The 22,213-nt window shown below is 58.9% G+C and carries 20 protein-coding genes; 10 read left to right on the top strand and 10 right to left on the bottom strand.

What is annotated here, in order from left to right:
* Positions 1-402: 402 nt before the first annotated feature.
* The 5 genes from ACR0LW_RS06525 to ACR0LW_RS06505 all read right to left on the bottom strand — a co-directional run bounded on the left by ACR0LW_RS06525 (position 403) and on the right by ACR0LW_RS06505 (position 4,716).
* Positions 403-1,902, bottom strand: coding sequence for a CoA-acylating methylmalonate-semialdehyde dehydrogenase (locus ACR0LW_RS06525; RefSeq protein WP_170622658.1), 1,500 nt, complete (start codon positions 1,900-1,902; stop codon positions 403-405).
* Between the two features lie 342 nt (positions 1,903-2,244).
* The gene (locus ACR0LW_RS06520) at positions 2,245-2,622 is read right to left on the bottom strand and encodes a hypothetical protein (protein WP_480881978.1); all 378 of its coding nucleotides are present in this window, start codon (positions 2,620-2,622) and stop codon (positions 2,245-2,247) included.
* Positions 2,623-2,691: 69 nt separating this feature from the next.
* Positions 2,692-3,474, bottom strand: coding sequence for a M24 family metallopeptidase (locus tag ACR0LW_RS06515; RefSeq protein WP_480881977.1), 783 nt, complete (start codon positions 3,472-3,474; stop codon positions 2,692-2,694).
* 147 nt (positions 3,475-3,621) lie between these two features.
* Positions 3,622-3,912 (bottom strand): DUF1330 domain-containing protein, encoded by a 291-nt coding sequence (locus tag ACR0LW_RS06510; protein ID WP_170630485.1) that lies wholly within the window; start codon positions 3,910-3,912, stop codon positions 3,622-3,624.
* Positions 3,913-4,131: 219 nt separating this feature from the next.
* Entirely contained in the window at positions 4,132-4,716 is a 585-nt protein-coding gene (locus tag ACR0LW_RS06505; RefSeq protein WP_480881976.1) for a TetR/AcrR family transcriptional regulator, read from the bottom strand.
* 172 nt (positions 4,717-4,888) lie between these two features.
* Here ACR0LW_RS06505 and ACR0LW_RS06500 point away from each other — a divergent pair, with 172 nt between their 5' ends.
* The 7 genes from ACR0LW_RS06500 (at position 4,889) to ACR0LW_RS06470 (ending at position 11,197) form a co-directional block, all read left to right on the top strand.
* Positions 4,889-5,671, top strand: a complete 783-nt coding sequence (locus tag ACR0LW_RS06500) for a nitronate monooxygenase (protein WP_480881975.1) — start codon at positions 4,889-4,891, stop codon at positions 5,669-5,671.
* A gap of 254 nt (positions 5,672-5,925) precedes the next feature.
* Entirely contained in the window at positions 5,926-7,035 is a 1,110-nt protein-coding gene (locus tag ACR0LW_RS06495; protein ID WP_170630487.1) for an aromatic ring-hydroxylating oxygenase subunit alpha, read from the top strand.
* Between the two features lie 15 nt (positions 7,036-7,050).
* Entirely contained in the window at positions 7,051-7,488 is a 438-nt protein-coding gene (gene gloA, locus ACR0LW_RS06490) for a lactoylglutathione lyase (protein WP_170622651.1), read from the top strand.
* Positions 7,489-7,491: 3 nt separating this feature from the next.
* Positions 7,492-7,896, top strand: coding sequence for a cupin domain-containing protein (locus ACR0LW_RS06485; protein ID WP_170622650.1), 405 nt, complete (start codon positions 7,492-7,494; stop codon positions 7,894-7,896).
* Positions 7,897-8,047: 151 nt separating this feature from the next.
* Positions 8,048-9,487, top strand: coding sequence for a glutamine synthetase family protein (locus tag ACR0LW_RS06480; RefSeq protein ID WP_480583951.1), 1,440 nt, complete (start codon positions 8,048-8,050; stop codon positions 9,485-9,487).
* Between the two features lie 58 nt (positions 9,488-9,545).
* Positions 9,546-10,562, top strand: a complete 1,017-nt coding sequence (locus tag ACR0LW_RS06475) for an alpha/beta fold hydrolase (RefSeq protein ID WP_480881974.1) — start codon at positions 9,546-9,548, stop codon at positions 10,560-10,562.
* 104 nt (positions 10,563-10,666) lie between these two features.
* Positions 10,667-11,197: an Lrp/AsnC family transcriptional regulator gene (locus tag ACR0LW_RS06470; RefSeq protein ID WP_480881973.1), complete on the top strand. Its 531-nt coding sequence runs from the start codon at positions 10,667-10,669 to the stop codon at positions 11,195-11,197.
* Positions 11,198-11,228: 31 nt separating this feature from the next.
* Here ACR0LW_RS06470 and ACR0LW_RS06465 read toward each other — a convergent pair whose 3' ends face one another.
* Both ACR0LW_RS06465 and ACR0LW_RS06460 read right to left on the bottom strand, forming a co-directional pair.
* Positions 11,229-11,966: an SDR family oxidoreductase gene (locus ACR0LW_RS06465; protein WP_480583958.1), complete on the bottom strand. Its 738-nt coding sequence runs from the start codon at positions 11,964-11,966 to the stop codon at positions 11,229-11,231.
* Between the two features lie 10 nt (positions 11,967-11,976).
* Entirely contained in the window at positions 11,977-12,972 is a 996-nt protein-coding gene (locus ACR0LW_RS06460) for a quinone oxidoreductase family protein (protein ID WP_480881972.1), read from the bottom strand.
* A 91-nt stretch (positions 12,973-13,063) separates the two neighbouring features.
* Here ACR0LW_RS06460 and ACR0LW_RS06455 point away from each other — a divergent pair, with 91 nt between their 5' ends.
* On the top strand, positions 13,064-13,918 hold the full coding sequence (locus ACR0LW_RS06455; protein ID WP_480881971.1) for a LysR family transcriptional regulator: 855 nt from the start codon (positions 13,064-13,066) through the stop codon (positions 13,916-13,918).
* Here ACR0LW_RS06455 and ACR0LW_RS06450 read toward each other — a convergent pair.
* Genes ACR0LW_RS06450 through ACR0LW_RS06440 form a run of 3 tightly spaced genes read right to left on the bottom strand, consistent with a single transcriptional unit; the run spans position 13,884 to position 17,651 of the window.
* Positions 13,884-15,383: a HAMP domain-containing sensor histidine kinase gene (locus ACR0LW_RS06450; protein ID WP_480881970.1), complete on the bottom strand. Its 1,500-nt coding sequence runs from the start codon at positions 15,381-15,383 to the stop codon at positions 13,884-13,886. The two genes, ACR0LW_RS06455 and ACR0LW_RS06450, sit on opposite strands and share 35 nt — an antisense overlap.
* A gap of 38 nt (positions 15,384-15,421) precedes the next feature.
* Positions 15,422-16,114 carry a response regulator transcription factor gene (locus ACR0LW_RS06445; protein WP_480881969.1) on the bottom strand — a complete coding sequence of 231 codons (693 nt, stop codon included), beginning with the start codon at positions 16,112-16,114 and terminating at the stop codon, positions 15,422-15,424.
* Between the two features lie 13 nt (positions 16,115-16,127).
* A complete protein-coding gene (locus tag ACR0LW_RS06440) occupies positions 16,128-17,651 on the bottom strand; it encodes a DUF4153 domain-containing protein (protein ID WP_480881968.1) in 1,524 nt (507 codons plus the stop codon).
* Between the two features lie 413 nt (positions 17,652-18,064).
* Between ACR0LW_RS06440 and ACR0LW_RS06435 the strand changes: the two genes are divergently transcribed.
* Both ACR0LW_RS06435 and ACR0LW_RS06430 read left to right on the top strand, forming a co-directional pair.
* Complete coding sequence (locus tag ACR0LW_RS06435) at positions 18,065-21,295, top strand: adenylate/guanylate cyclase domain-containing protein (protein WP_480881967.1); 3,231 nt, start codon at positions 18,065-18,067, stop codon at positions 21,293-21,295.
* Between the two features lie 25 nt (positions 21,296-21,320).
* Entirely contained in the window at positions 21,321-22,199 is an 879-nt protein-coding gene (locus tag ACR0LW_RS06430) for an encapsulin (protein WP_480881966.1), read from the top strand.
* Positions 22,200-22,213: the final 14 nt, after the last annotated feature.

Genomic DNA, 22,213 nt, shown 5'->3' with positions numbered 1-22,213 from the left:
TACCCCAGCTTCTGCAACTGAACCGCAGACTCAGGCGTCATCGCAACCCGATTCTCACCCTCATATATCTCTCTTGGTGTGCCTATTTTCATGCGCAGCTCTTTCAATGTCGTGGGAAGTCGGCTCGGAGACAGGGGAGAAGGAGTGCGTCTCCGAGCCAAACGCACAGCCTTGCAAGTGTGCGTGTTCCGGTGATCCGCCGCGTTTTGTTGCCGTTTGGCACGCATCGGCGATCAGGTCTCGGCAGATCAAAGCCCAACGGCCTGGCCGTTTGGGATCTGCCAGATATGCGGGTCTGCCTTGACAAACGCCGCTGTGATGTCTCTGGGCGGGTATTGCCGGGTTTCGACAACGGCCCAGAAAGAGGGGTGAGAGCGCCGGGGCGCTCTCGGACCCGAAGTGTTATTCCATGACCGGGATGGTGAATTCGCCACCTTCCTTGATGCCCGAGGGCCAACGCGCGGTCACAGTCTTGGTGCGTGTGTAGAATTTGAACGCATCCGGGCCGTGCTGGTTCAGGTCGCCAAAGGCCGATTTCTTCCAGCCACCGAAGGTGTGATAGGCCAGCGGAACCGGGATCGGAACGTTGATGCCGACCATGCCGATGTTGATACGGTTGGCAAAGTCACGGGCGGTGTCGCCGTCGCGCGTGTAGATCGCGGTGCCGTTGCCGTATTCATGGTCCATCGCATAACCAATGGCTTCTTCGTAGGTCTTGGCGCGCAGGGTGCTCAGAACCGGGCCGAAGATCTCTTGCTTGTAGATGTCCATGTCGGTTGTCACGTGGTCGAACAGGTGCGGACCGACATAGAAACCGTCTTCATAGCCTTGCAGGTTGAAGTCGCGGCCATCGACGACCAGCTTCGCGCCCTGATCAACACCGCTCTGAACCAGACGCAGGATGTTTTCCTTGGCGGCCGAGGTGACAACCGGACCATAGTCAACGTCGTTGCCCGAGGTGTAGGGGCCGACCTTCAGGCTTTCGATACGCGGGACCAGCTTTTCGATCAGACGGTCTGCGGTTTCGTCGCCAACCGGAACGGCAACCGAGATCGCCATGCAGCGTTCGCCTGCCGCACCGTAACCGGCACCGATCAGAGCGTCGGCGGCCTGATCCAGATCCGCATCGGGCATGATGATCATGTGGTTCTTTGCACCGCCAAAGCACTGCACGCGCTTGCCGTTGGCACAGCCGGTTGCGTAGATGTATTCGGCAATCGGGGTCGAGCCGACAAAACCGATCGACTGAACCGTCGGGTTGTGCAGGATTGCGTCAACCGCTTCCTTGTCGCCGTTCACGACCTGCAGGACGCCCTTGGGCAGACCGGCTTCTTCCATCAGTTCGGCCAGCATCAGCGGAACCGACGGCGCGCGCTCGGACGGTTTCAGGATGAAGGCGTTGCCGCAGGCGATAGCCGGGGCAAACATCCACATCGGGATCATGGCCGGGAAGTTGAACGGGGTGATACCCGCGGTCACACCCAGAGGCTGACGCATCGAGTACATGTCGATGCCGGTACCGGCGCTGTCGGTGAAGTCACCTTTCAGCATTTGGGGGGCACCGATGCAGTATTCCGCCACTTCCAGACCGCGCTGGATGTCGCCTTTGGCGTCGGGCAGGGTCTTGCCGTGCTCGCGGCTCAGCGCTTCGGCCAGCTTGTCCATGTCGCGGTTCAGCAGGCTGACAAACTTCATCAGAACGCGTGCGCGTTTCTGCGGGTTGGTTGCGCCCCAAGCCGGTTGTGCCGCAGCAGCAAGCTCGACCGCTTTGTTGACTTCTTCAGTGGTCGCCAGCGGGCATTTCGCCTGAACTTCACCGGTTGCGGGGTTGTAGACATCGGCAAAGCGCGATGTTGTTCCGGCGGTGTGCTCGCCGTTGATGAAGTGAGTCAGTTGTTCCATTGGCTTTCTCCACTAAGCTTTTCCGTTTCCTATCCATGTAAAAATGCAATTCCCATAAAAAATTTCGCATATCTATTTTGCGTTTTTGCAAAGCAACCGGAGAGCTGCCCGCTTAAGTATTTTGATTCATTGGGCCAATCCATCCATCTCGGATAGGTGGGGAAGGGCGGGTAGTCACAAATCGGCCGAGCCGTGTTTCCCTGAAAGGCGTGTTTCATGGCGCTGAGCGCTTGGTTTTTGGCTGGTCAGCGGATTGGTTAGGTTCGCCTCAACCAAAACTGCGCCCAGTGATAAGCCACAGATTCGGGCGTTGTGTCCGAAGACATGGGGCCAGACCCCCGATCATTCCCGAGAACGGATCACCGCAAACAAGCCGAAGGCAAAAGCCGCGCTGCCGAACAGGTTGATCGCAATCGCTACCGCCCATTTTGTTGCCGAGGCATAAGAGGCCGGATCGGCGATAACATGCCTCAGGACGCCGCCTGCGAACAGGAACACAAGAACCGGTAGGACAAATACGCGGTAGGTTCTGAACCACCCCAACAGGCCCAGCCCAATGACGACACCCATCACAATGACGACCATCTGAGCACCAAGCGCCTGATCCCCTGCCCAGCCCGGCAGACCCTGCTTGATGTCGCGCAGGCTGAGAAGGTTAAAGACGGTGGCGGCCACAAGCCAAAGGCATTGCGCGTAAAGTGCTTTCTTGAAAGGCTGCATTCTGGTCCCCTGTGCCCCGAGAGTAAGCGGCGGTCAGAGCCAAAAGGGCGCAAAAGCCAATGACATCAATCACGCCTCCAACTTCAACCCGCTGAGCCGGGCGGCCAGACGCAACATCGGAATTTGCAGCTTTGACAGACCAAGCCTGGATCCAAAGCCGACCGGAATGGTCATGTCGTCCAGGCTGTCGGGCAGCGGTGTCAGGCTTTCATTGCCGTTCTCGGTGACAAGCACGGTGTCGGAATGACGGAACCCGCCCAGCCCCTCGATGTAGACCCCAGGCTCGATGGTAAAGACCATGCCGGGGCGGATTTCGTGGTGATAGCCTTCGGCCAGAAACGGCCCCTCATACGCGGTCACGCCGATCCCGTGGCCGGTGCGGTGCAGCAGGTTGTCGCCAAAGCCCGCTTTGCGGAAAACGTCGTTCACCGCCACATCCAGATCGTGCATCGAAGTGCCGGGCTTGCACATCTGAAACGCAAGCGCCCTTGCCTGCATCATGGTGTCATAAGGCTTGCGCGCCGCATCCGGGACGCGGCCCAGAAAAAAGCTGCGCTCGACCTCGCACCCGTAGCCGTCCAGCAGCCCGGCGACAATCGCGGTGTTCCCGCCGCACTCAGCCATGCCCAGATCGAAAACCGAGGTGAAATTATGCTGATCATGCGAGATGCGCGGCGGCTGCAACACCCCGGCCATGCTGGTGCACAGAAAATTCGCCTGCGGGTTGTCGATCAAAAGTTTGAGCGAGGACAACTTGTGCACTTTGGAGTGAACCGAAAGCATCGATTTGCCCGGTTTGGCCCCTTTCAGAAGCCGCCGCGTCGGACGGGCGCAGGCCTTTTGCGGTGACATGGTGATCCACCCTCATCCGAAATGAATTGATTTGAAAATCAATAAACCAAGAGGGAACATCATTGTGTTACCACACTGTCAAGTTACTGACGGCACGGCCGTCGGTTCAGGTTTTGACTTTGTGGCGTCAGCGCACCGCCGGGCTGATTAGCACCCCGGAACGATGCGGTAATCGCGACGGGCACCATTGCCCAATGTGCGGATCGCGTCCTGATAGGCGACGCTGTAATAGGCGCTATGCGCCGCTTCGACGCTTTCGAACTCGATCACAACGACACGGTTGTTGTTTTCACCTTCCAGAATCTCAGCCGGTTCCGAGCGGGTGACGAAGCGCCCGCCAGCGGCCTGGATCGCGGGGCCTGCAATCGCGGCATATGCGGCAAAGCACTCGGGATCAGAGATTTCGGTGTAGGTGACGACGGAATATGCCTTGGTCATAAGTGACCCTTTCTGCTTCATCAGGTTGATTGCGACGCAACCTATGGGCCGGATTCTGAGGCGTCAAGCAAGGGTGGTGCGCGGTTTTTTGGGGTCGTTGGGGTCCTTTTGGCGAGGTTTGACCGGCCCGAAACAAGGCGCGAAACACGCTGGCCTACAGAGAAAGACTTGTGGTGCACAGACCACCACGCGTTTCAGTTTGTGTACTCATCTGACTCCTCACCGTTTCAGATTTTCGTTCAAAAGGATCGCGCGCGCGGTTTCGCGGACACGATCTGGATCGTTGGGATGCAGCGCGATTTCGCAAAAGCTGGTTGCCCCGAAACACAGCGCAACAATGCTGAAGGCCCGGTCAAACCGGTCGATATCGCTGTGGCCCAAACCGTCGCGGGCCATACTGTCGCAAAGCGTGGCGCAGACCCTTTGGTAAAGCGCTTGCAGCCCCTCGGAAATCGAGGGGCTAGAGCCTGAGGCGAACCAAAGCTCTTTCATCAGCTTGTTCATGACCTTGTCCGCGAAGATGTCCTGCACGAACAGATCGACCAGACGTTCTGTCGAGACGACCCCGGATTGCGGTTGCAGCTTGTCCAGATGGTCCTCGCTGCGGGCAAAGACACGGTCAAACAGCAGTTGGATCAGACTGTCGCGATTACCCGCGTAATACCGGATCAGCGGGCGCGGCAATCCCGCCTGCGCGGCAACCTTGGACAAGGTCGTTTTCGCTAGCCCCTCTTTCAGCACGACGATTTCCAGAGCCTCAAGGATCTGTTCACGGCGCTCGGTACCGATTTTGGGTCTGGGCAAGCGGGGCCTCGTAAATTGTCACAGTGACAAGATATGAGTCTACGAAACTTGTCAACAAGACAATCTTCAACAATCCCCGAATATTGCCGCTTCCAGACATTCAATGTCGCCAAAACATACGTTTCAGCCCCGAAACCCGTGTTTCACTCGGCTGTCTTTGAGGAGGTGGAGCATGATCGATACGCGATTGACCCGTCTGTTCGGGCTGACAAGCCCTGTGGTGCTGGCCCCGATGCCGGGGATGGCAGATGGTCGGCTGGCCTCGGCCGTGGCGCGGGCCGGTGGGTTGGGGATGATCGGTGTCGGCGAACAGAATGGCGATTGGATCGCTGCCCAGTTCCGTGCGGCGGGCAATGAATCGGTTGGCTGCGGTTTCAGCGCCGCGCATCTCAAGCGAAATCCCGACCTGCTTGATCTGGCGCTAAAGCATCGCCCGCGTGCGATCTTTCTGACCGATGGCGATCCGCGCCCGTTCGCGCCCCGGATCGCGCAGGCAAACACAAGGTTGATCTGTCAGGTCCACGACCTGCAAAGCGCCGCGATGGCGGTTGAAGCCGGTGCGCATGTCGTTGTGGCACGTGGCGAGGCGGGCGGGCGGTCCACACTGTGCCTGTTGCCGGAAGTGGCCGACTATCTGCACCATGCAGACCATGACATCGTCGTGCTGGCCGCAGGCGGCATTGCCGATGCCCGGGGGCTGGCAGCCTGCCTCATGCTGGGCGCGGATGGCGTGTTGATGGGCACGCGGCTTTGGGCCAGTGCGGAAAGTGACCTGCCAGATGCGCAAATACGCCGAATCTTGCAGGCCCAAGGGGATCACGCGGACGCGGTCCCATATTCGGGCGAAAGTATCGGTCTGATCCGGGATATTGCGCCGGTACAGGACATTCTGAACACCATCTCGAACCGGGCAAGCCGCCTGATGAAGCACGCGCAGCGCAAAGTGATTCACTGATCCCGAGTCGCAAAAGGCGGCCGTTCTATTCTGCCGCGCCCGACATTCGCCCCAGCAAGTTTTGCGAAAATCTGACGCGAAAGGGCCAATCTCACGAAAAGTTTGAGGGATCAGTAGAATTTATGTGATGGTTTCGCAAAAAACAGTGGACAGGATGCGGTTTTCGCAGTTCACTACTGCTCAATCAAGGCGAGGCCGCATCACCACCACGGCTGCGCTGCTGAATTCGAAACCCTGTGTCAGGAACTTGAACGATGAAGCCAATCCATTCGTTGCTTGAGCCCTTCTACGAGGAATCAACCCTAAAGCACGGCTTGCCTGCGGCGGCCTATAAGGATGCGGAGTTCTGGCGGGCCGAGTGCGCCTCGGTCTTTACCCGCAACTGGGTTTGCGTCGGCTTTGCGCATGAATTGCAGGCGGTTGGGGACGCGGTTCCCGTCACCGTGGCCGAACATCCCCTGCTGCTGGTGCGCAATACGGCGGGCGAGATCAAGGCGTTCCACAATATCTGCCGCCACCGCTGTCTGACGCTGGTGGACGCCCCCAAGAACCTGGGCAAGCTGATCCGCTGCCCCTATCACGCCTGGGCCTATGATCTGGATGGGCAACTGCGTGCTGCCCCCCATTTTGGCGGCGCGAACGACCATCAGGCCGACGGGTTCGACAAATCGCAGAACAGTCTGGTTCCGGTGCGCAGCCATGTCTGGAACGACTGGATCTTCGTCAATCTCGACGGCAACGCCCCCGATTTCGAGGAATATTCCGCCGCAATCCGAACCCGTCTGGACGGTATGGACTGGGACAAGCTCGACTGTATCGGGACGCTGGATTTCGGCGAGATTGCCTGCAACTGGAAGTTCATCATGGAGAACTTCATCGAGCCCTATCATGTGCAGTTCGTCCATGCCTCGACCACCGATCAGCCGCTTGAAGATCATTATACGATCGTCGATGGCAATTGCCTGGGCAGCGCGGTCGATCTGGACGAAGAGGTTGGCACATCCGGCAGTCTGGCGGTCAGTTCGCGGTATCTGACGCTGTATCCGAACTTCATTCTGGGCCGGTATTTCCCCGATCAGTTGGGGGTTTATCTGAACATCCCCACCGGCCCCGGCACGATGATGCAAAAGCGCGCGCTTTACACCACCGAAGGGCAATCCCTGACGCCCGAGGAAGTTGAGGGGCTGAAAAAGCTGTGGTGGGACGTCCACAAGGAAGATCACGAAATGACGGAACGGCTGCAACTGGGGCGGTCTTCGATCGTCTCGGAAGCCGGAGGTGTGTTGTCCCCGGCCTGGGAAGACAGCGTACGTGCATTTCAGGAACTGGTGGCCCGTGATGTCGCCACCGCTGAACACCACTGAATTAGGGAGAAAACAGTGACCGACAACCTAAGCAGCGGATTCCGCCTTGCCCACACCATGATGCGGGTGATGGACATGGAAAAATCGCTGGAATTCTATTGCGGCATTCTGGGCATGCAGGTGCTGCGCCGCACGGATTATCCCGAAGGTAAATTCACCAATACCTTCATCGGCTATGGCCCCGAGGCCGAGTCTCCGACGCTGGAACTTACCGCGAACTGGGATCAGGAAGAGCCTTACGACAAGGGCAATGGCTGGGGCCATATCTGCATCGAAACCCCCGACGTCTACAAGGCCTGCGAGGATCTGGCAGCCGCTGGCGTCAATATCACCCGCCCGCCCGGGCCGATGAAGAATGGCACCCGCGTGATCGCGTTTTGCGAGGACCCGGATGGCTACAAGGTCGAACTGAACGAAAGCATTTTGAAACATCTGGCCAAGGAAGGGTCCTGACCCATGGGAAACGCACCAAGACTTATGAAATGGGACCTTGTCGAAGACCGGTACAACCAGATCGGCGATAGCGACAGCGACACCTATATCAAACCGATGGTGACCAGCGCCTTCAGCGATACGATGTGCGGCGGCATCAATGTGCTCAAGAACATCAAGGTGCCGTGGGACCTGACCTGTGACGAGATCATCTATTGCCTGGAAGGCACCTTCCGGCTGGTTTGCGATGGCGAGGAATATATCTGCAACCGCGGCGATGTGCTGTTCATCCCAAAGGACAACCACATCTCGTATGAGGCGGATGATCGCTGTGTGATCTTCTATGCCGCCTATCCCCATAACTGGAAGCAACTGGCCGGGATCACCAAGGTCCCCGGCATTGATCCGGACGATTTTGTAGCGGGCTGACGCACCGCTGCGACCTGAAGGCAGGCACCCGATGTGCTCTCCCCGCGAATAGGGTGTCTGCCTTCCCCCCAAATGGCGAATGAACGCCCAGAATCCAGACCGCCCGGACATGATCCAAACGACGGGTGGCACCCTGACAGGAGGACGCCAAATGCCCAAAGACAACACCAGCGCCAAGATCTATTACGAAAGCTTTCACGACGCGGTCGAACGCAACCGGCCGAAGATTCCCGAGGTGAAAAAGCGGCTGGAAGAGGCGGGCGTGAAATATGTCATGGGCGCCTGGATCGACCTGCACGGCATCCCCAAGACCAAGCCCGTCCCGATGAGCGATTTTGAACAGCTCTGCCTGGGCAAAGGGCCACAATTTGCGGTGCATTCGATCTCATACGTGCCCGAACTCAGCCCCGCCGACAGCGATCAGGTCGTGGTGCCGGATCTGGATGCGGTCTATATCTGCCCGTGGGACACCTCGATGGCGATCATCTTCTCGGATCTCTATTGGGAGGACGCGCCCTATAATGTCTGCCCCCGACAGGCGCTGAAACGCGCAATGCACGAGGCCGCGCAGGAAGGCTATACCGGCTATGCCGGGGTCGAGCCCGAGTTCATCGTCATGAAATATGACGAGGCCGGTCAGCCGGTGAAAGCCTTTGATGACGACCCGGCAGACGGCCTGCGCCCGCGTCGTCAGGCCTTTGGCTATGACGTGGAATACTCGGTCGACTCGATGCCTTTCCTCAAGGACATGATCGACATCATCGAGGGGCTGGGCTGGAACCTGCACGACGTGGTGGCCGAAGGGGCCTATTCGCAGTTCGAGCTGGATTTCCACTATACCAACATGCTGGAAATGTCCGACCGTCTGGCGTTCCTGCGCATCGTGCTGAAAGAGGTTGCCAAGAAGCACGGCATGTTCGTGACCTTCATGCCGAAACCCACGGTGGGTGACTGGCGCTCGGGCGCGCATATCAATATGTCGATGCAGCATGAAAGCCGCCCCGGCGAGAACATCTTTGAAACCACCGATGGCGACTGGAGCGACGAGAGCCGCTGGGCCGTGGGTGGTCTGATGCAGCACGCTGAGGCGATCACCGCGATCACCTGCCCGACTGTGAACTCGTATAACGGGCTGGTCCCACGTGTGGGCGGGTTCGAGGGCGGCACCGTCACATGGGCGCCGACCAACATAACCTACGGGTTCAACAACCGCTCGGCCCAGTTCCGCCTGCCGCAAAGCCGCCACTGCATCGAAAACCGGGCCTGCGACATGACAATGAACGTCTATCTGGCCATGGCGATGCACCTGTCCTGCGCAGTGATGGGGATCAAGAACAAGATCGATCCGGGCAAGCCCACCGATTTCGACCTCTATTCCAAGACCGAGGGTGAACTGGCTGATCTGGGCATCCGCCGCCTGCCGCGAACCCTGTTCAACGCCATCGAGGCGCTGCGCAGCGATGACATGGCCGAGCATGTGATGGGGCCGGTGATGCGGAAATCCTATCTGGAATACAAGAACGACGAGTGGGAGCGGTATCACCAGTCGGTCACCGACTGGGAGGTGCAGGAATACCTGCGGCTCTACTGACAAATCAAACGGCCCCGGCATGTGTCGGGGCCGTCTTTCAAGAACAGCGGGGCGGATGATGACGCAGGACTTTCAGATACTCGAACTGGGCGATTTTCAGTTGTTGTCAGGCGAGGTCCTGAAAGATGCCCGGCTGGCCTATCAGACCTATGGCACCCTGTCGCCCGCGCGGGACAATGTGATTGTCCTGCCCACCTTCTACACCGGCACCAATTCCCGCAACGAAGGCTTCTTTGGCCCGGGTCGCGCGATTGATCCGGCCCGGCACTTCATCGTCAGCCCGAACCTGTTTGGCAATGGCCGGTCCTCGTCGCCGTCGAACACGCCCGCGCCGCAGGACGGGCCGCGCTTTCCGCTGGTGCAGATGTGGGACAACATCGCCGCCCAGCACCGGCTGATCCATGACCATCTGGGGATTGATCAGATCGCATTGGTGGCGGGCTGGTCGATGGCCGGGTGCCAGTCCTACCAATGGGCGGCGCAATACCCCGATATGGTGCAGGCGATCCTGCCGTTTTGCGCCTCGGCCAAAACCTCGCCGCATAATTTTGTGTTTCTCGAAGGGGTCAAGGCCGCGCTCTGCGCCGATCAAAGCTGGAATGGCGGCGATTACGATAGCCCGCCAGTCGCGGGGCTGAAGGCGTTTGGGCGGGTCTATGCGGGTTGGGCGTTCTCGCAAACCTTCTATCGCGAGGGGCTTTACAAGCAGCTTGGATTTTCCACCATCGAGGATCTGCTGCTCGATTGGGAGGTTGACCATGTCGAAGGCTGGGACGCCAACAACCTGCTGGCCAAACTGGCGACATGGCAGGCGGGCGACATCTCGGCCGGGCCGCTTTACAACGGTGACTTCAAGGCCGCACTGGGTGCGATCAAGGCCCGCGCGATCCTGATGCCCTGCACGCAGGACCTGTATTTCCCGCCCGAAGACAACGCGATCGAGGCGCAGCACATGCCAAATGCCGAGTTCCGGCCCTACGATTCACCCTGGGGTCATTGCGCCGCCAATCCCGGCAACGATCCGGGCTTTACGGCTGCGCTGGACGCGGGCATTCGCACGTTGCTGGGCGAGTGATCCTTTGGCGTGCAGACCCAAGGCTTGTAGAGCAGGGCGAACTGGCTAACATGCCTTGCGCTGGCCGGCAAACGCGTCAGAACTTTGAGTGATAGGAACCCGTTTTGAACATACCGCGAAAGCCAGACACAGCAAAACCAACCCGCCAGCGGGCGACGCACTCGGTCGAAGAACGTCTGAACAGCGAGATCGTCCGGATGCTGGAAGTGGATGGCCGCATGGCATTCTCGGAAATTGCCCAGAAGCTGGATGTCTCGGAAGGGACGGTGCGAAACCGCGTGAATGCGATGAAGGACGCGGGTCTGTTGCGGATTGTCGCCATCGCGGACCCGGTGGCGTCGGAATACAAGGCGGACGCGATGATATGCCTGAAAGTCGCACCGGGCGTCACGCCTCAGGCGGTGGCAGAGCGGCTGGGTTCCGTCTCGGGCGTGGTTTACATCCTGTGGGTCACCGGTCGATATGATCTTATGGTCGAAATGGTGTGCGAGGAACCCGACGACCTGGCCGCGTTCCTCGAAGATCATATCCACGCTGACGAGGATATCGTGGATTCCGAAGTCATGCTGGGCCTGAAGAACTTCAAAAACCAATTCCTGCTAAAGCGCGACTGGGAACAGGGCGACACGACATAAAGGCGGGTTTCCGAACCTCGGCAAACCCTTGTCAGGCGCGCACCATGTGCCCCCCGTCAATGTCCAGAACAGTTCCGGTCAGAAATCCGTTTACCATAGCCATGACCACGGCCATCGCGATCTCGTCAGCCTGCCCGACACGCCCGACAGGCAAGCTGTCACCGACCCGCGCGAACATGCCCTGACGTGCCTCTTCCGGCATCGCGGCATAGGCTTCGGTGGCAACCATTCCGGGGCTGATACAATTTACACGCGCGCGTCCGGCCAGTTCCAGGGCCAACCCTTTGGTCAGTGCTTCGACGGCGGCATTGACGGCCCCAAGCCCTGTCGCCCCGGCCGAGGGGCGGCGGCTGAGAACACCCGAGAAGAAGGTGATCGATCCTGCGTCGGTCAGATAGGGCAGCACCTCGCGTGCGGTGACATAGGGCCCGGTAAACTTGGCCTCGAACATGGCGCGCAGCTGGCCCAAGGGCAGTTCGGTGAACGCCCCATGCGCCGCGCTTGAGGCCGAGATGACCAGATGATCAACGGTGCCGAGGCTGGCGGCCCATGCCGTCACAGCAGCCTCATCGGTGGTATCGACCGGAGCGAGTCCAACATCGCCGATTTCAGCGGCAGCCGCTTGCAGTTTGCCGGGATCGCGGCTTGCAATCGTGACTTTGGCACCGCGGGATTTGGCCAGTTTTGCGGTCGCTTTGCCCATGCCGCTGCTGCCGCCCACGATGACGACATGCTGGCCGGACAGGTTTGTTTCCAATGCGTCAGACATAGCGATCTCCTTATTCGATTGTCAGTACAAGCTTGCCGGTGGTTTCGCCGCTTTCCAGCCGACGATGGGCTTTTGCCGCTTCAGTTATCGGCAGTGTGGTGATCTGCGGGCGCAAAACACCCTGACCCAGCAGGCCAAAAACCGTCGCAAGGTCGGCGTTGAAGGCCTGCGGCTGATTGTTGAAATAGGTGTAGATATCGCTGACCCGCACGGCGATGGATTTCTGAAAGTGCTGCCCAAGGTCCTCGGCAAAACTCCCGGTTGGCGGACCGGCAAGAAAGCCGAACAGCACAACGGTTCCCAAAGGGGCCAGGGCCGCCATGTCTGATGTCAATGTGTCGCCCGAGATAGGGTTCAGGCTCAGATCAACGCCGCGACCGCCGGTCAGGTTCAGCACCCGTGCCGTGACATCCTCGGTTCGGTAATCGATGACATGATCCGCGCCTTGCGCTTTGGCATAGCCCATCTTGTCGGTACTGGCCGAGGCGATCACGGTCATGCCAAGATGTTTGGCGATGTGCTGGATCATCGTGCCGACACCACCCGCAGCCGCGTGCACCAGAACCGTTTTTCCCTTTGCCGCGCCGCCCAGATTGACCAGCATGTGATAGGCGGTCATGGCGTTTACGGGGATTGATGCGGCCAGTTCAAAACTGACACCATCAATGATCCGGGTCACGTAAGCTGCGCCGATGATCGAGTGCGTGCCGTAGCCACCGGCACCAATCGGACCCATCCAGGCGACCCTGTCCCCAATCGCAAAGCCGTCGACCCCGTCGCCAATGCCTTCGATCACACCCGCGCCCTCGACACCGGGGATATGGGGCAGGGCGGGCATCATGCCGTCGGGCATTTCGCCGCGTCGAATGATCGTGTCGATGAAATTGACCGCAGCCGCGTGATTGCGGATCAGAACTTCGCCCGCGCCGGGCTTTGCGGGGTGAATGGCCGACCTGCTCAGCACATCAGGCCCGCCGGTCTGTGAGAGTTTGATCGCGTAGGACATGGGTTTCTCCGTCTTGATGGACCGAAGATAGAGAGATCGCCTATTCGAGATTATAGTTGAGATCAGGAGATAAATTCCCAAAAATAGAATAATGATCTACAACGACATTGCCCTGTTTACCGCCGTCGCGCGGGATCTTAGCTTTTCCAAGGCGGCGGATCGGTTGAACATACCGCTCAGCCGTGTCAGCCGACGGATTGCTGCGCTTGAGGATCATCTGGAAACCAAACTTTTCGAACGCACCACGCGACAAGTCCGACTGACCGAGGAAGGACGGCATCTGTTGGATCGCTGTCAGGACCCCATCGAGGCGTTGCAGGACATTGCGGTGATAGGCGAGGACACAAACCGTCACGTGATCCGCATCACGGCCCCACCGCTGGCGGCACGCACCACCATTGGCCCGCGCCTGCTGGATTTCGCGGTCCTAAATCCGGACATTCAACTGGAACTGACAACCACAAACGCAATGCTGGATTTCTTCCGGGACAACGTCGATCTTGCCTTCCGGGTCGGGCCGCTTGGCGATTCCGGTCTGGTGGCTAAGCGCCTTTGGTCGATTCCATATTGTTTCTGCGCAGGCGATGGCTTGGTCCAACAGCATGGGCTGGAGGGCACGATCACACGGGCAGAATTTCTGAAACTGCCCGCCCTTGTGGCGGGGCAACCTTGGGTTCTTGATTCAGGAGAGCGCATCCACCCCTCGCATATCGTGCACAGCCTCACCGATCTGAGCGTCCTTGAGGATGGCGCCCGACGCAATCTTGGTGTCGCGATGCTTCCAACGGATATGACCGGGGCCGGTCTGCGACCTCTGACCGTTGATGGCGCAACCCCTTTGACCCGCGAGATGTATGCGGTCTACCCCAGTCGCCGTTTGCTGCCTGCACGTATGCGGAAGCTGATCGATTTCATGGCGTCGCGCCGCGATCCTGATCGAAAGTAATCACAAAACAAGCGCCGCCATTGCCGGGATCGATGTCAAGCGTCCCGTCGACCGCTTCGGCCGTCGCCTTGACGATGTTCAGGCCCATGCCGGTGCCGCCACTGTCCCGGCGCGTGGTGAAAAAGGGTTCAAGCACCTTCCCGACATTGCCCTCACTTATCCCCGCCCCATCGTCCTTGATGCGCAGGCTGGTCTTGCCATTGCTGTGTTCCGTGCTGAGGCAAACCGTTTGCGCCCCATGCTGTTGCGCGTTCTGCAAAAGATGGGTCAGCATAAGCGTCAGCGTTCGGGCCTCGACCGGTAACCGGGTGGTTGCGGCCTCGATCTTCAGGGCCAGTTTCGGGAATGCCCGCCGCAACTCTGGTTCGATATCGGCCAGGCAACAGGACCCGGCCAGCGCGCTCTGATCGGCCAGGCTGAAGGCGCGCATGTTGGCAAGCAGATCCTCCATCCGCGTACTGCTTTTGTCGATCGCATCCAGAAGCCTGTGCCTTTGCGGCTGGGGCAGATCATCATCCCGCAACAACTCGGCCGCACCTTTCAAAGCGGTCAGGGGGGATTTCAGTTCATGGGTGACATGCGCCGTGTAGGTTTTCAGCGCGTCCTGCTTGCGTTGCAGACGTTCGGTCAGCGACTGAAAGCTGCGGCTCAGATCTTCCAACTCGCGGGTTCCGAGCTGTTCGGGTGGCTCCCATGGCTGGCCACCATGGCCCGCAGACTGGCTGCGCTGAATCAACAGGCGAATGGGTTGGGTAATGAAACGCCAGAAGACGTAGCCGATCAGGGCGGTGGACAAGGCAACAAATGTGGCCGCCTTGATCAGATTGGACCGTTCGCCATACAGAAAGCGGAAGATGTGGTTCGGTGTGCGGCTGATATAGACGGCCCCGATCAGCGCCTCATCGATGAACACCGGCATCGCCACAAAGACCCGCACCCGCGCGCCACGGCTGAACGTATAGAGCGCGGGGGGTTTGTCATCGCGCAACCGCGTTCGCGCGACCGAGGTGGTATCGCCCGCCAATGCGGCTTGGACCTCCTCGACATGGCCCATCCCCTTGCCGATCTCGGCAGTACCGGCAAAGACACGCCCCTCGGCATCCAGGAAGCGATAGCCCGCCAGTGTCTGCGCTTGTGCGGCGTCCGACATGCGAGTCAGCAATTCGGCAATGTCGCGATAGACAGGCCCGGTTGATGCTGTCACCGGAACTGCATCCGGGCGGGGCGGCAGGATCGTTTCACGGTTGACGGACAGGGATGGGAACACCGCGTCATCCACGGAAAACGAACTTAGATCGGGCGGCTGCGCACCGGCTGCGTCCGCGTAGAGTTCAGCAAAAGTCGCTGACATTACAGCGGCTTGGGATAGCAGGCTTTCCTCGGTCTGTTGCACCAGCTGGCTGTCGTAGAACCGAAACAGGATCAGACCGGCGAAGGGCAGGCACAGGACGATTGCAAGGACCAACAGGACAACTGTCCACAGCCGGGGGCGCCATCTTCGGCTTAGCCGGGCAGGCATGAACCCATCCTCAATCCGACGCCATGGATGGTCACGATACCGTCGCCACACCCGGCTGTGGCCAGTTTGGCCCGAACATTTCGGATGTGGCTGTCGATGGTCCGGTCGGACACGTGGATGTTGTAGCCATACAGCGCGTCGATCAGCTGCACCCGCGACAGGACATGATCGGGCCGGGCCATCAACGTGGCCAGCAATCTGAACTCGGACCCGGTCAGAGACACGTCCAATCCGTCGAACCGGCAAACATGGCGGTCAGGATCAAGATGCAGGCGGCCCCGCGTCAGGCCCTGCTCCGCCTGCGCCACCGATGCGGTGCTGCGTTTCAGAATGGCCCGGATTCGCGCCACCAGCTCGCGCGGGGAAAAGGGTTTGGTCAGATAGTCGTCGGCCCCGATCTCAAGCCCTACGATGCGGTCAATCTCATCATCCCGCGCGGTCAGAAACAGGATCGGCACGTCCGAGGATTTACGGATCTCGCGGCAGACTTCCAGCCCGTCTTTTTCGGGCAGGCCAATGTCCAGAACGATCAGGTCGGGGCGCTCTGCCTGACAACTGCCCAAGGCGGAAACGCCGTCGGTGGCGAACAGCGTTTCATAGCCTGCTTTTTCAATCGCGATCCCTGTTACCTCAAGGATATTGGGGTCGTCATCGACAACAAGAATGCGTGCGGGCATCAACGGCGGTCCTTCAATTCTGCTGCCGATAATAGGCTTGGATGCGCCATCTCCGAAAGCCCCATTCGCGCCAGTTGGTGATCCTGTCTCGGCGCAGATCATAATACATTGCACGACCGCAAATCTGTTGATCCGTTTCGATTTCGACCGCATGAATGGCCGGAAAGGCATCGACCCCCAGACCGCAGATGTAATAGGTATCGCGCGAGGCCAGATCGCCATGGCGCAGATTGTAATCGGCAACAATCCCTGAGAAGTTCACGAAACAGCAAACATAAAGCGTGGCCAGCGCGGACGCGAAACATCGGCGCAACAGCCAGACCCGGCTATGGCCTTTGTGGATTTGCAACAGGGTCAGAACCAGCCCGACCATGACCAAACCCATCCAGATAAACGCCGCAATGCGCAGGTGAGTCAGGGCATATGCTTCGACATATAACTGCAACCGGAACGCGGCCGTTACGACCAGAAAAACATTCTGCACGAGCCACAGATAGACCAAAGCGCGCAAGGTCCGGTCCTCACGGATCATGCTGTGGGTTAGCAGAGTAAATACGCCTGCAAGCAGGGCTGTGACCACCAGCGGATAAGCTCCGCGATGCGCGTATTCGGCATAGTTCATCCCATCGGGCAGGGCGACACCGCCGGTCAGGATGCCAAGGTCCATGACGGTTTGGACCAGAAACAAGGCGTTGAAAAGAAAAAGAGAGTTGCGGACCGACGCTGGATTGACCAAAAAGGCGGATCGACCCGGCCCGGCCTGTCTGGCAACCGGTTTGCGTTTGGTCGACCCCAGCAGCTTTTCGCTGAGGTTGAGATAGGGCCAGATCAGACAGGCAATGACGACCCAGAACAGCACCCGCAGCCAGAAATCCAACACAAACATCTGACCCGGATCCAGCCGGGACAGGAACTCCTCCAGCAGCGGGTTGGCGCTGGACAGAAGGGCCAGAAATACCCCGCCCATGATCAGGGGCAACAGCATCGACGCCGCCTGATTGCGAGCGCCCGATCCGACATCGACCGATTTGCTGGCCCGCGCGGTGTCGTGAAACAGCATAAGGCTTCCAACAATTGGCAGTTTCAGGGCCGAGCGCAGGACAAGGTGCTCGTTCGAGCGGCTTCCATAAACGACCCAAACGGCAAGGCACACGATCCCGCCCAGACTGAACATCAGCGACAAGGGTTGCAGATCAACCGCAACCGGCAAGTTGCACAAAAGGGCAAAGGTCATGGACCCCAGCCACTGGATCGGGCTGGGCCGCTGTGGTCTGGCAACCATGATGGCCGCCGCAAAGAGCAACGAGAACACCGCGACCGAAATACCCGCCGGTTGGTTCCAGAACAGCCAATCCGCAAGCGTGATTAACGCCGCCAGCAACGGGATCGCGTGCTGCATCCGCAGGGATTTCAGCAACGGCCCGTCAGGTGTTGAAAGACGCCGTTGCTGGGACTGCGGAGTGCTGACCGTTTCCAGCCACCATGCGTCTCGTTTGATACGGTCGGGTACGCCCTGAATGATCAGTTCCTGTCTCATGCTCTGTCCCTTGCTTGCTGTTTTTGTTGCCAACAGCAATGCCGGGCGCGATTGCAGCTTTGCGAAGCCATGCGCGCAGAGATCGGGGGGCTTTTGTGCAGATTTTCCGCAGAATGACCGACAGAACTTCTATAAGGATGGGTGAATTTCAGCACCGCTCGCGGTATGGTTGCAGACCTACGAACATTGCGATCCGAACATATGTCAGGCGCTTTGGTCTAAACCCCTAAATAACGGAAGATTGTAGCTGGAAACCCCGTAAATCCCTGTAATTCGGATACTCTTTTGCAACAGAAACTAACAAGTTAAGAACCGCGCCAATCCTATTGTGTAGATTCGGCAAGTTTTTGCCGTTAATCTGTTGTTTAGGACGGGTGACAGGGGGAAACTAAGATGTGCAAAGGCACGGAACCATGACTCAGGTTGTCGATCATTCGGCCCGCCTGATCACAGTCCTTGAAAAGGCCGGGCTGGAAGAACACGCATCCCGATTTGCCGAAGAAGAAATCTCGGATGAACTTCTTGACGATCTGACAGATCCCGAGCTGCGCGATCTTGGCCTCACAGTCGGGCAGAGAAAGCGCTTTCGGAAGGCCCAGATCGAGCTGAAGCGGCTGGAAGTAGAGGACAATCCCGAAGTGTCCCGCGTGGCCGAGCGTCGCCAGCTGACACTGGTGTTCTGCGATCTGGTTGGCTCGACCCAATTGGCGCAACGCTATGATCCGGAAGAGCTGATGCAGATCATGACTCTGTATCTGGACACCGCAATCGGAACGATGAAGCGGCATGGCTGCCACCTGGCGTATCGTCAGGGCGACGGGATCATGATGTATTTCGGCTATCCCAAAGCGATGGAGGATGATGCCGAACGCGCGGTACGCGCGGTTCTGGAAACCATCGAGGCGGTGCAGAATCTGGATACAAAATACGGCGAAAACCTGGATCTGCGGGCGGGCATTGCAACTGGTCTTGTCGTCGTTGGTACCGTGTCGTCCAAAAGCTTGGGCACCGGGGATTTTCTGGTTGGGGAAACCGCAAACCTCGCGTCGCGCCTGCAAGGGCTGGCCAATCCGGGCGAGGCCATTGTGGCGTCCGAGACCTGGCAGTTGACCAAAGGGGCGTTTGATTTTGAACCCCGCGGCAGTCATGAGCTGAAGGGCTTTCAACACGAACGCACCGTTTATCGGGTCGTATCCGAAGTAGTCGCCCCCAGCCGGTTTGACGCGCGGTCCGGTCAATCTGCGGTGACTTTGGTTTCGCGCCAAAGCGATCTGTCGACCCTCACGGGTCTGTGGGAAAGTGCAAAGGACGGCTCGGGCAAGCTGGCCTTGGTTGGCGGCGCGGCGGGGATTGGCAAATCGCGGCTGATCAAGTCCCTGTCCGAGACGCTGGATACCGTTCCGCTGACCCTGCAATGCGTTCCGCATCTGGCCAGTTTGCCGCTGCATCCGCTGCAGGGGCACCTTCGCGGCATGTCCAATGACGGCACGGGTGAAGAGGCGGTGAAACAGGCGATTGCCGAGTTTGTTCAGGACGCCTCGCGCCTGACTGACGCCGATCTGCCGTTGCTTGTGGATCTTGCCGGTCTGTCGGCAGACGGTCCGGTCGAATCCGATCCGTTGAAAAAGGCCCGGATGTCTTTGGACCTTTTGATCCGATGTGCCGGCAGTGTTTGCGACAAGCAAGGCGCGATGTTGCTGGTGCTGGAGGATGTGCACTGGGCAGACGCGACGACACTGGATGCGCTGGACGCGCTGGTTGGCGCACTGGATCAAATGCCGATCCTGATCGTGATGTCGCATCGCCCGGAATATGAACCGCCCGAGCATTTCGAAGGCCGGGCCGAGATCATCGATTTGACACCGTTGGGCAGATCGGAAGCTTCGGAACTGGTACGACGCGTTGCAGAACCGCGCAGCCTGCCGGTTATTCTGGTGCATCAGATCATCCAGAAGGCGGATGGCGTGCCGCTTTATATCGAGGAAATGACCAAGGCGGTTCTGGATCAGCTGCCTCATGACGTGCCGATCGACGCCGCGGTTCTGGATACGCTGAGCATTCCGGCGACCTTGCAGGACTCACTCATGTCGCGTCTTGACCGGATGGAAAAGGCCAAACCGATTGCGCAGCTTGGGTCGGTCATCGGGCGCAGCTTTACCGCTCCGATGATCCGCGCGGTTGCACCGGATGGCACGGATGTGGACGGGGCGTTGATTCAGCTGATGGCCGCAGGGCTGGTTCTGGCCACCAGCGATGCCGGTTCGCCGACCTACACGTTCAACCACGCGCTTGTTCAGGATACCGCCTATAACTCGCTGCTGCTGGATGATCGCGAAAAGCTGCACCTGCAGATCGCCGAGGCGCTTTTGGCCGGGCATGAGGCTTTTGGAACTCCGGCCCCCGACACGGTGGCGCATCATTGCGATCTGGGCGGGCTGAATGACGTGGCGGTCACCCACTGGATTACAGCTGGTGAGCAGGCGTTGTCGCGTTTGGCCAATCTGCCAGCCATTTCGGCATTCCGTGCGGCGCTTCGCAACATCGACACGCTGCCCGTTGCACCGGATCGCGATGGTCTGGAACTGCGCGTGCAGATGAACGTGCTTCCGGCCTATATGGCAATCTATGGTTGGTCATCGGATCAGGTCGGCCAGACCGCCGCCCGCGCGATGGAGCTTGCGCAGGCGCTTGGCGATGGCGAAACGCTGTTTGCGGCTACTTTCTGCCGATGGACCAATTTCTTCGTCGGTGGTCAGATGAACCGCGCCATGGAGATGGGGCAGGCCCTGGCCGGAATGGCCGGTGCGGTGCAGGATCCGGTCACACTGGTTCTGGCGTCGCGGGCCTTGAGCTTCACGCATTATTTCCGGGGCGAGTTTGCCGAATGTCAGCACCACGTCGACTATGGGCTTGACCTGCTGACACCGGAAATGGATCTGGCGATGTTGCCCATCACTCAATCGTCTACGGCGGCGTCTTTCCAGGCCATCAAGGGCTGTCTGCTATGGCAACTTGGCAAGTTTGAAGAGGCCGAGGCCGCCCGTCTGGAATCCATCGAAATCAGCAGATCGCTGAAACACGCGCCCAACCTTGTTTACATCATGGGGGCCTGTTCGATGTTCCTTCCCTATGCCGGGGAATGGGAGCGGATGGACAAGACAATGAAAGAAGCGCGCAAGATCGCGGATGAGGAAGGGTTCCTGTATCTGCATGCGATGCAAGACATCTATATGGGTCTGGCGCAGGCCGGTATGGGCGACGTCGCAGGCGGGGCCGAGCGGGTGGAAACGTACATGGATCTTGTCTCGAATGCGGGTGGGAACTTTACTTTTCCGCAGAATCAGATTGTTCTTTCAGAATTACAGATTGATCAGGGCAATATTGATCCGGCTCTGGAGCGGCTTGAGCATGTGTGCCAGCCCGGTTGGGATCGGGGTGAGACGCTGAACAAGCCCGAATATCATCGGGTCCGGGCCAAGGCCTTTGCCGCCCGTGGTGAATGGGACGCTGCGATAGCCGAGGCCAAAACGGCGCTGCAGCTTGCCCAGGAAACCGGTGCCGTTGTTTTGGAAGATCGCGCCCGGCGTTTGTTGGAAACGCTGAGCGATACGACGAATATTGAAAAAGCTGCCAAGATCAGTTGAGCAGTACCAACTGGAGGGATTTTTGATGACCGAGGCACTTGAATGGAGTCAAGAGCAGTGGAGCACCGTCAATCAGGTTGTTCATGATGAGGCGCTTCGATCTCGGGTCGCTGCCAGTTTTCTACCCCTATACGGGCCATTGCCAGCCGATACGCAGTCGGTTCCGCTGAACACGCTGGAGGTGGATTCCACAGGGGGCGGTGCGGTAGATCGCCTTGTGGTGAATGATTATGACACCTCGCGCCTTACAACCGTATCAGTAAATGTGTTTCTAAAGGGTGCCCAGATTGCCGATCCGGAACTTGCCGCAGCGCAGCTCATGTTCCGGCGTGCAGCCACTGTTGTTGCCCGGGTCGAAGACTTGATTGTGTTCAAGGGGCAACCTGCAGCAAACCAGGCTCCACCCTCAACTGGGACCGGGAAGCTTCCAAACATTTTCACCGTCAGCGGCGGCGGCGCATATGACGGGCTTTTGCAAGCCGGAGCAAACAACCCGACCAAAGGAACCAAAGCGGGGACTAACGCCACAGGAACCGAAGTGTTCCAGGCGGTCGTGAAAGGTATCAACAAACTGGAAACCGAAGGCCATCTGGGTCCATTTGCCTGTGTCATGGGTAACGATCTGTTTGAGGCGGTGACAACTCCGCTGGCAAACTCGATGGTTCTGCCGCGCGACAGCATTCTGCCCTTCCTGGGCGGGCCTTTGCTGCGCTCTGGCGCCATTCCGGCAAAAGAAGCGGTTCTGGTCTCGCTGCAAGGGGCGCCGATTGAAATCGTTGTGCCTTCGGATATCGCGGTCAAATACCTGCAAACCTCGTCCGAGGGTGAGCATGTCTTCCGCGTGCAGCAGAAATTCCGTCTGAGGATCAAGGAAGAAAAGGCCGTTACCAAAATCCACTTCTGATCGGGGACGGGGTC

Source organism: Ruegeria sp. N4 (assembly GCF_056531425.1).
This window is presented reverse-complemented; position numbering and strand designations above follow the sequence as displayed.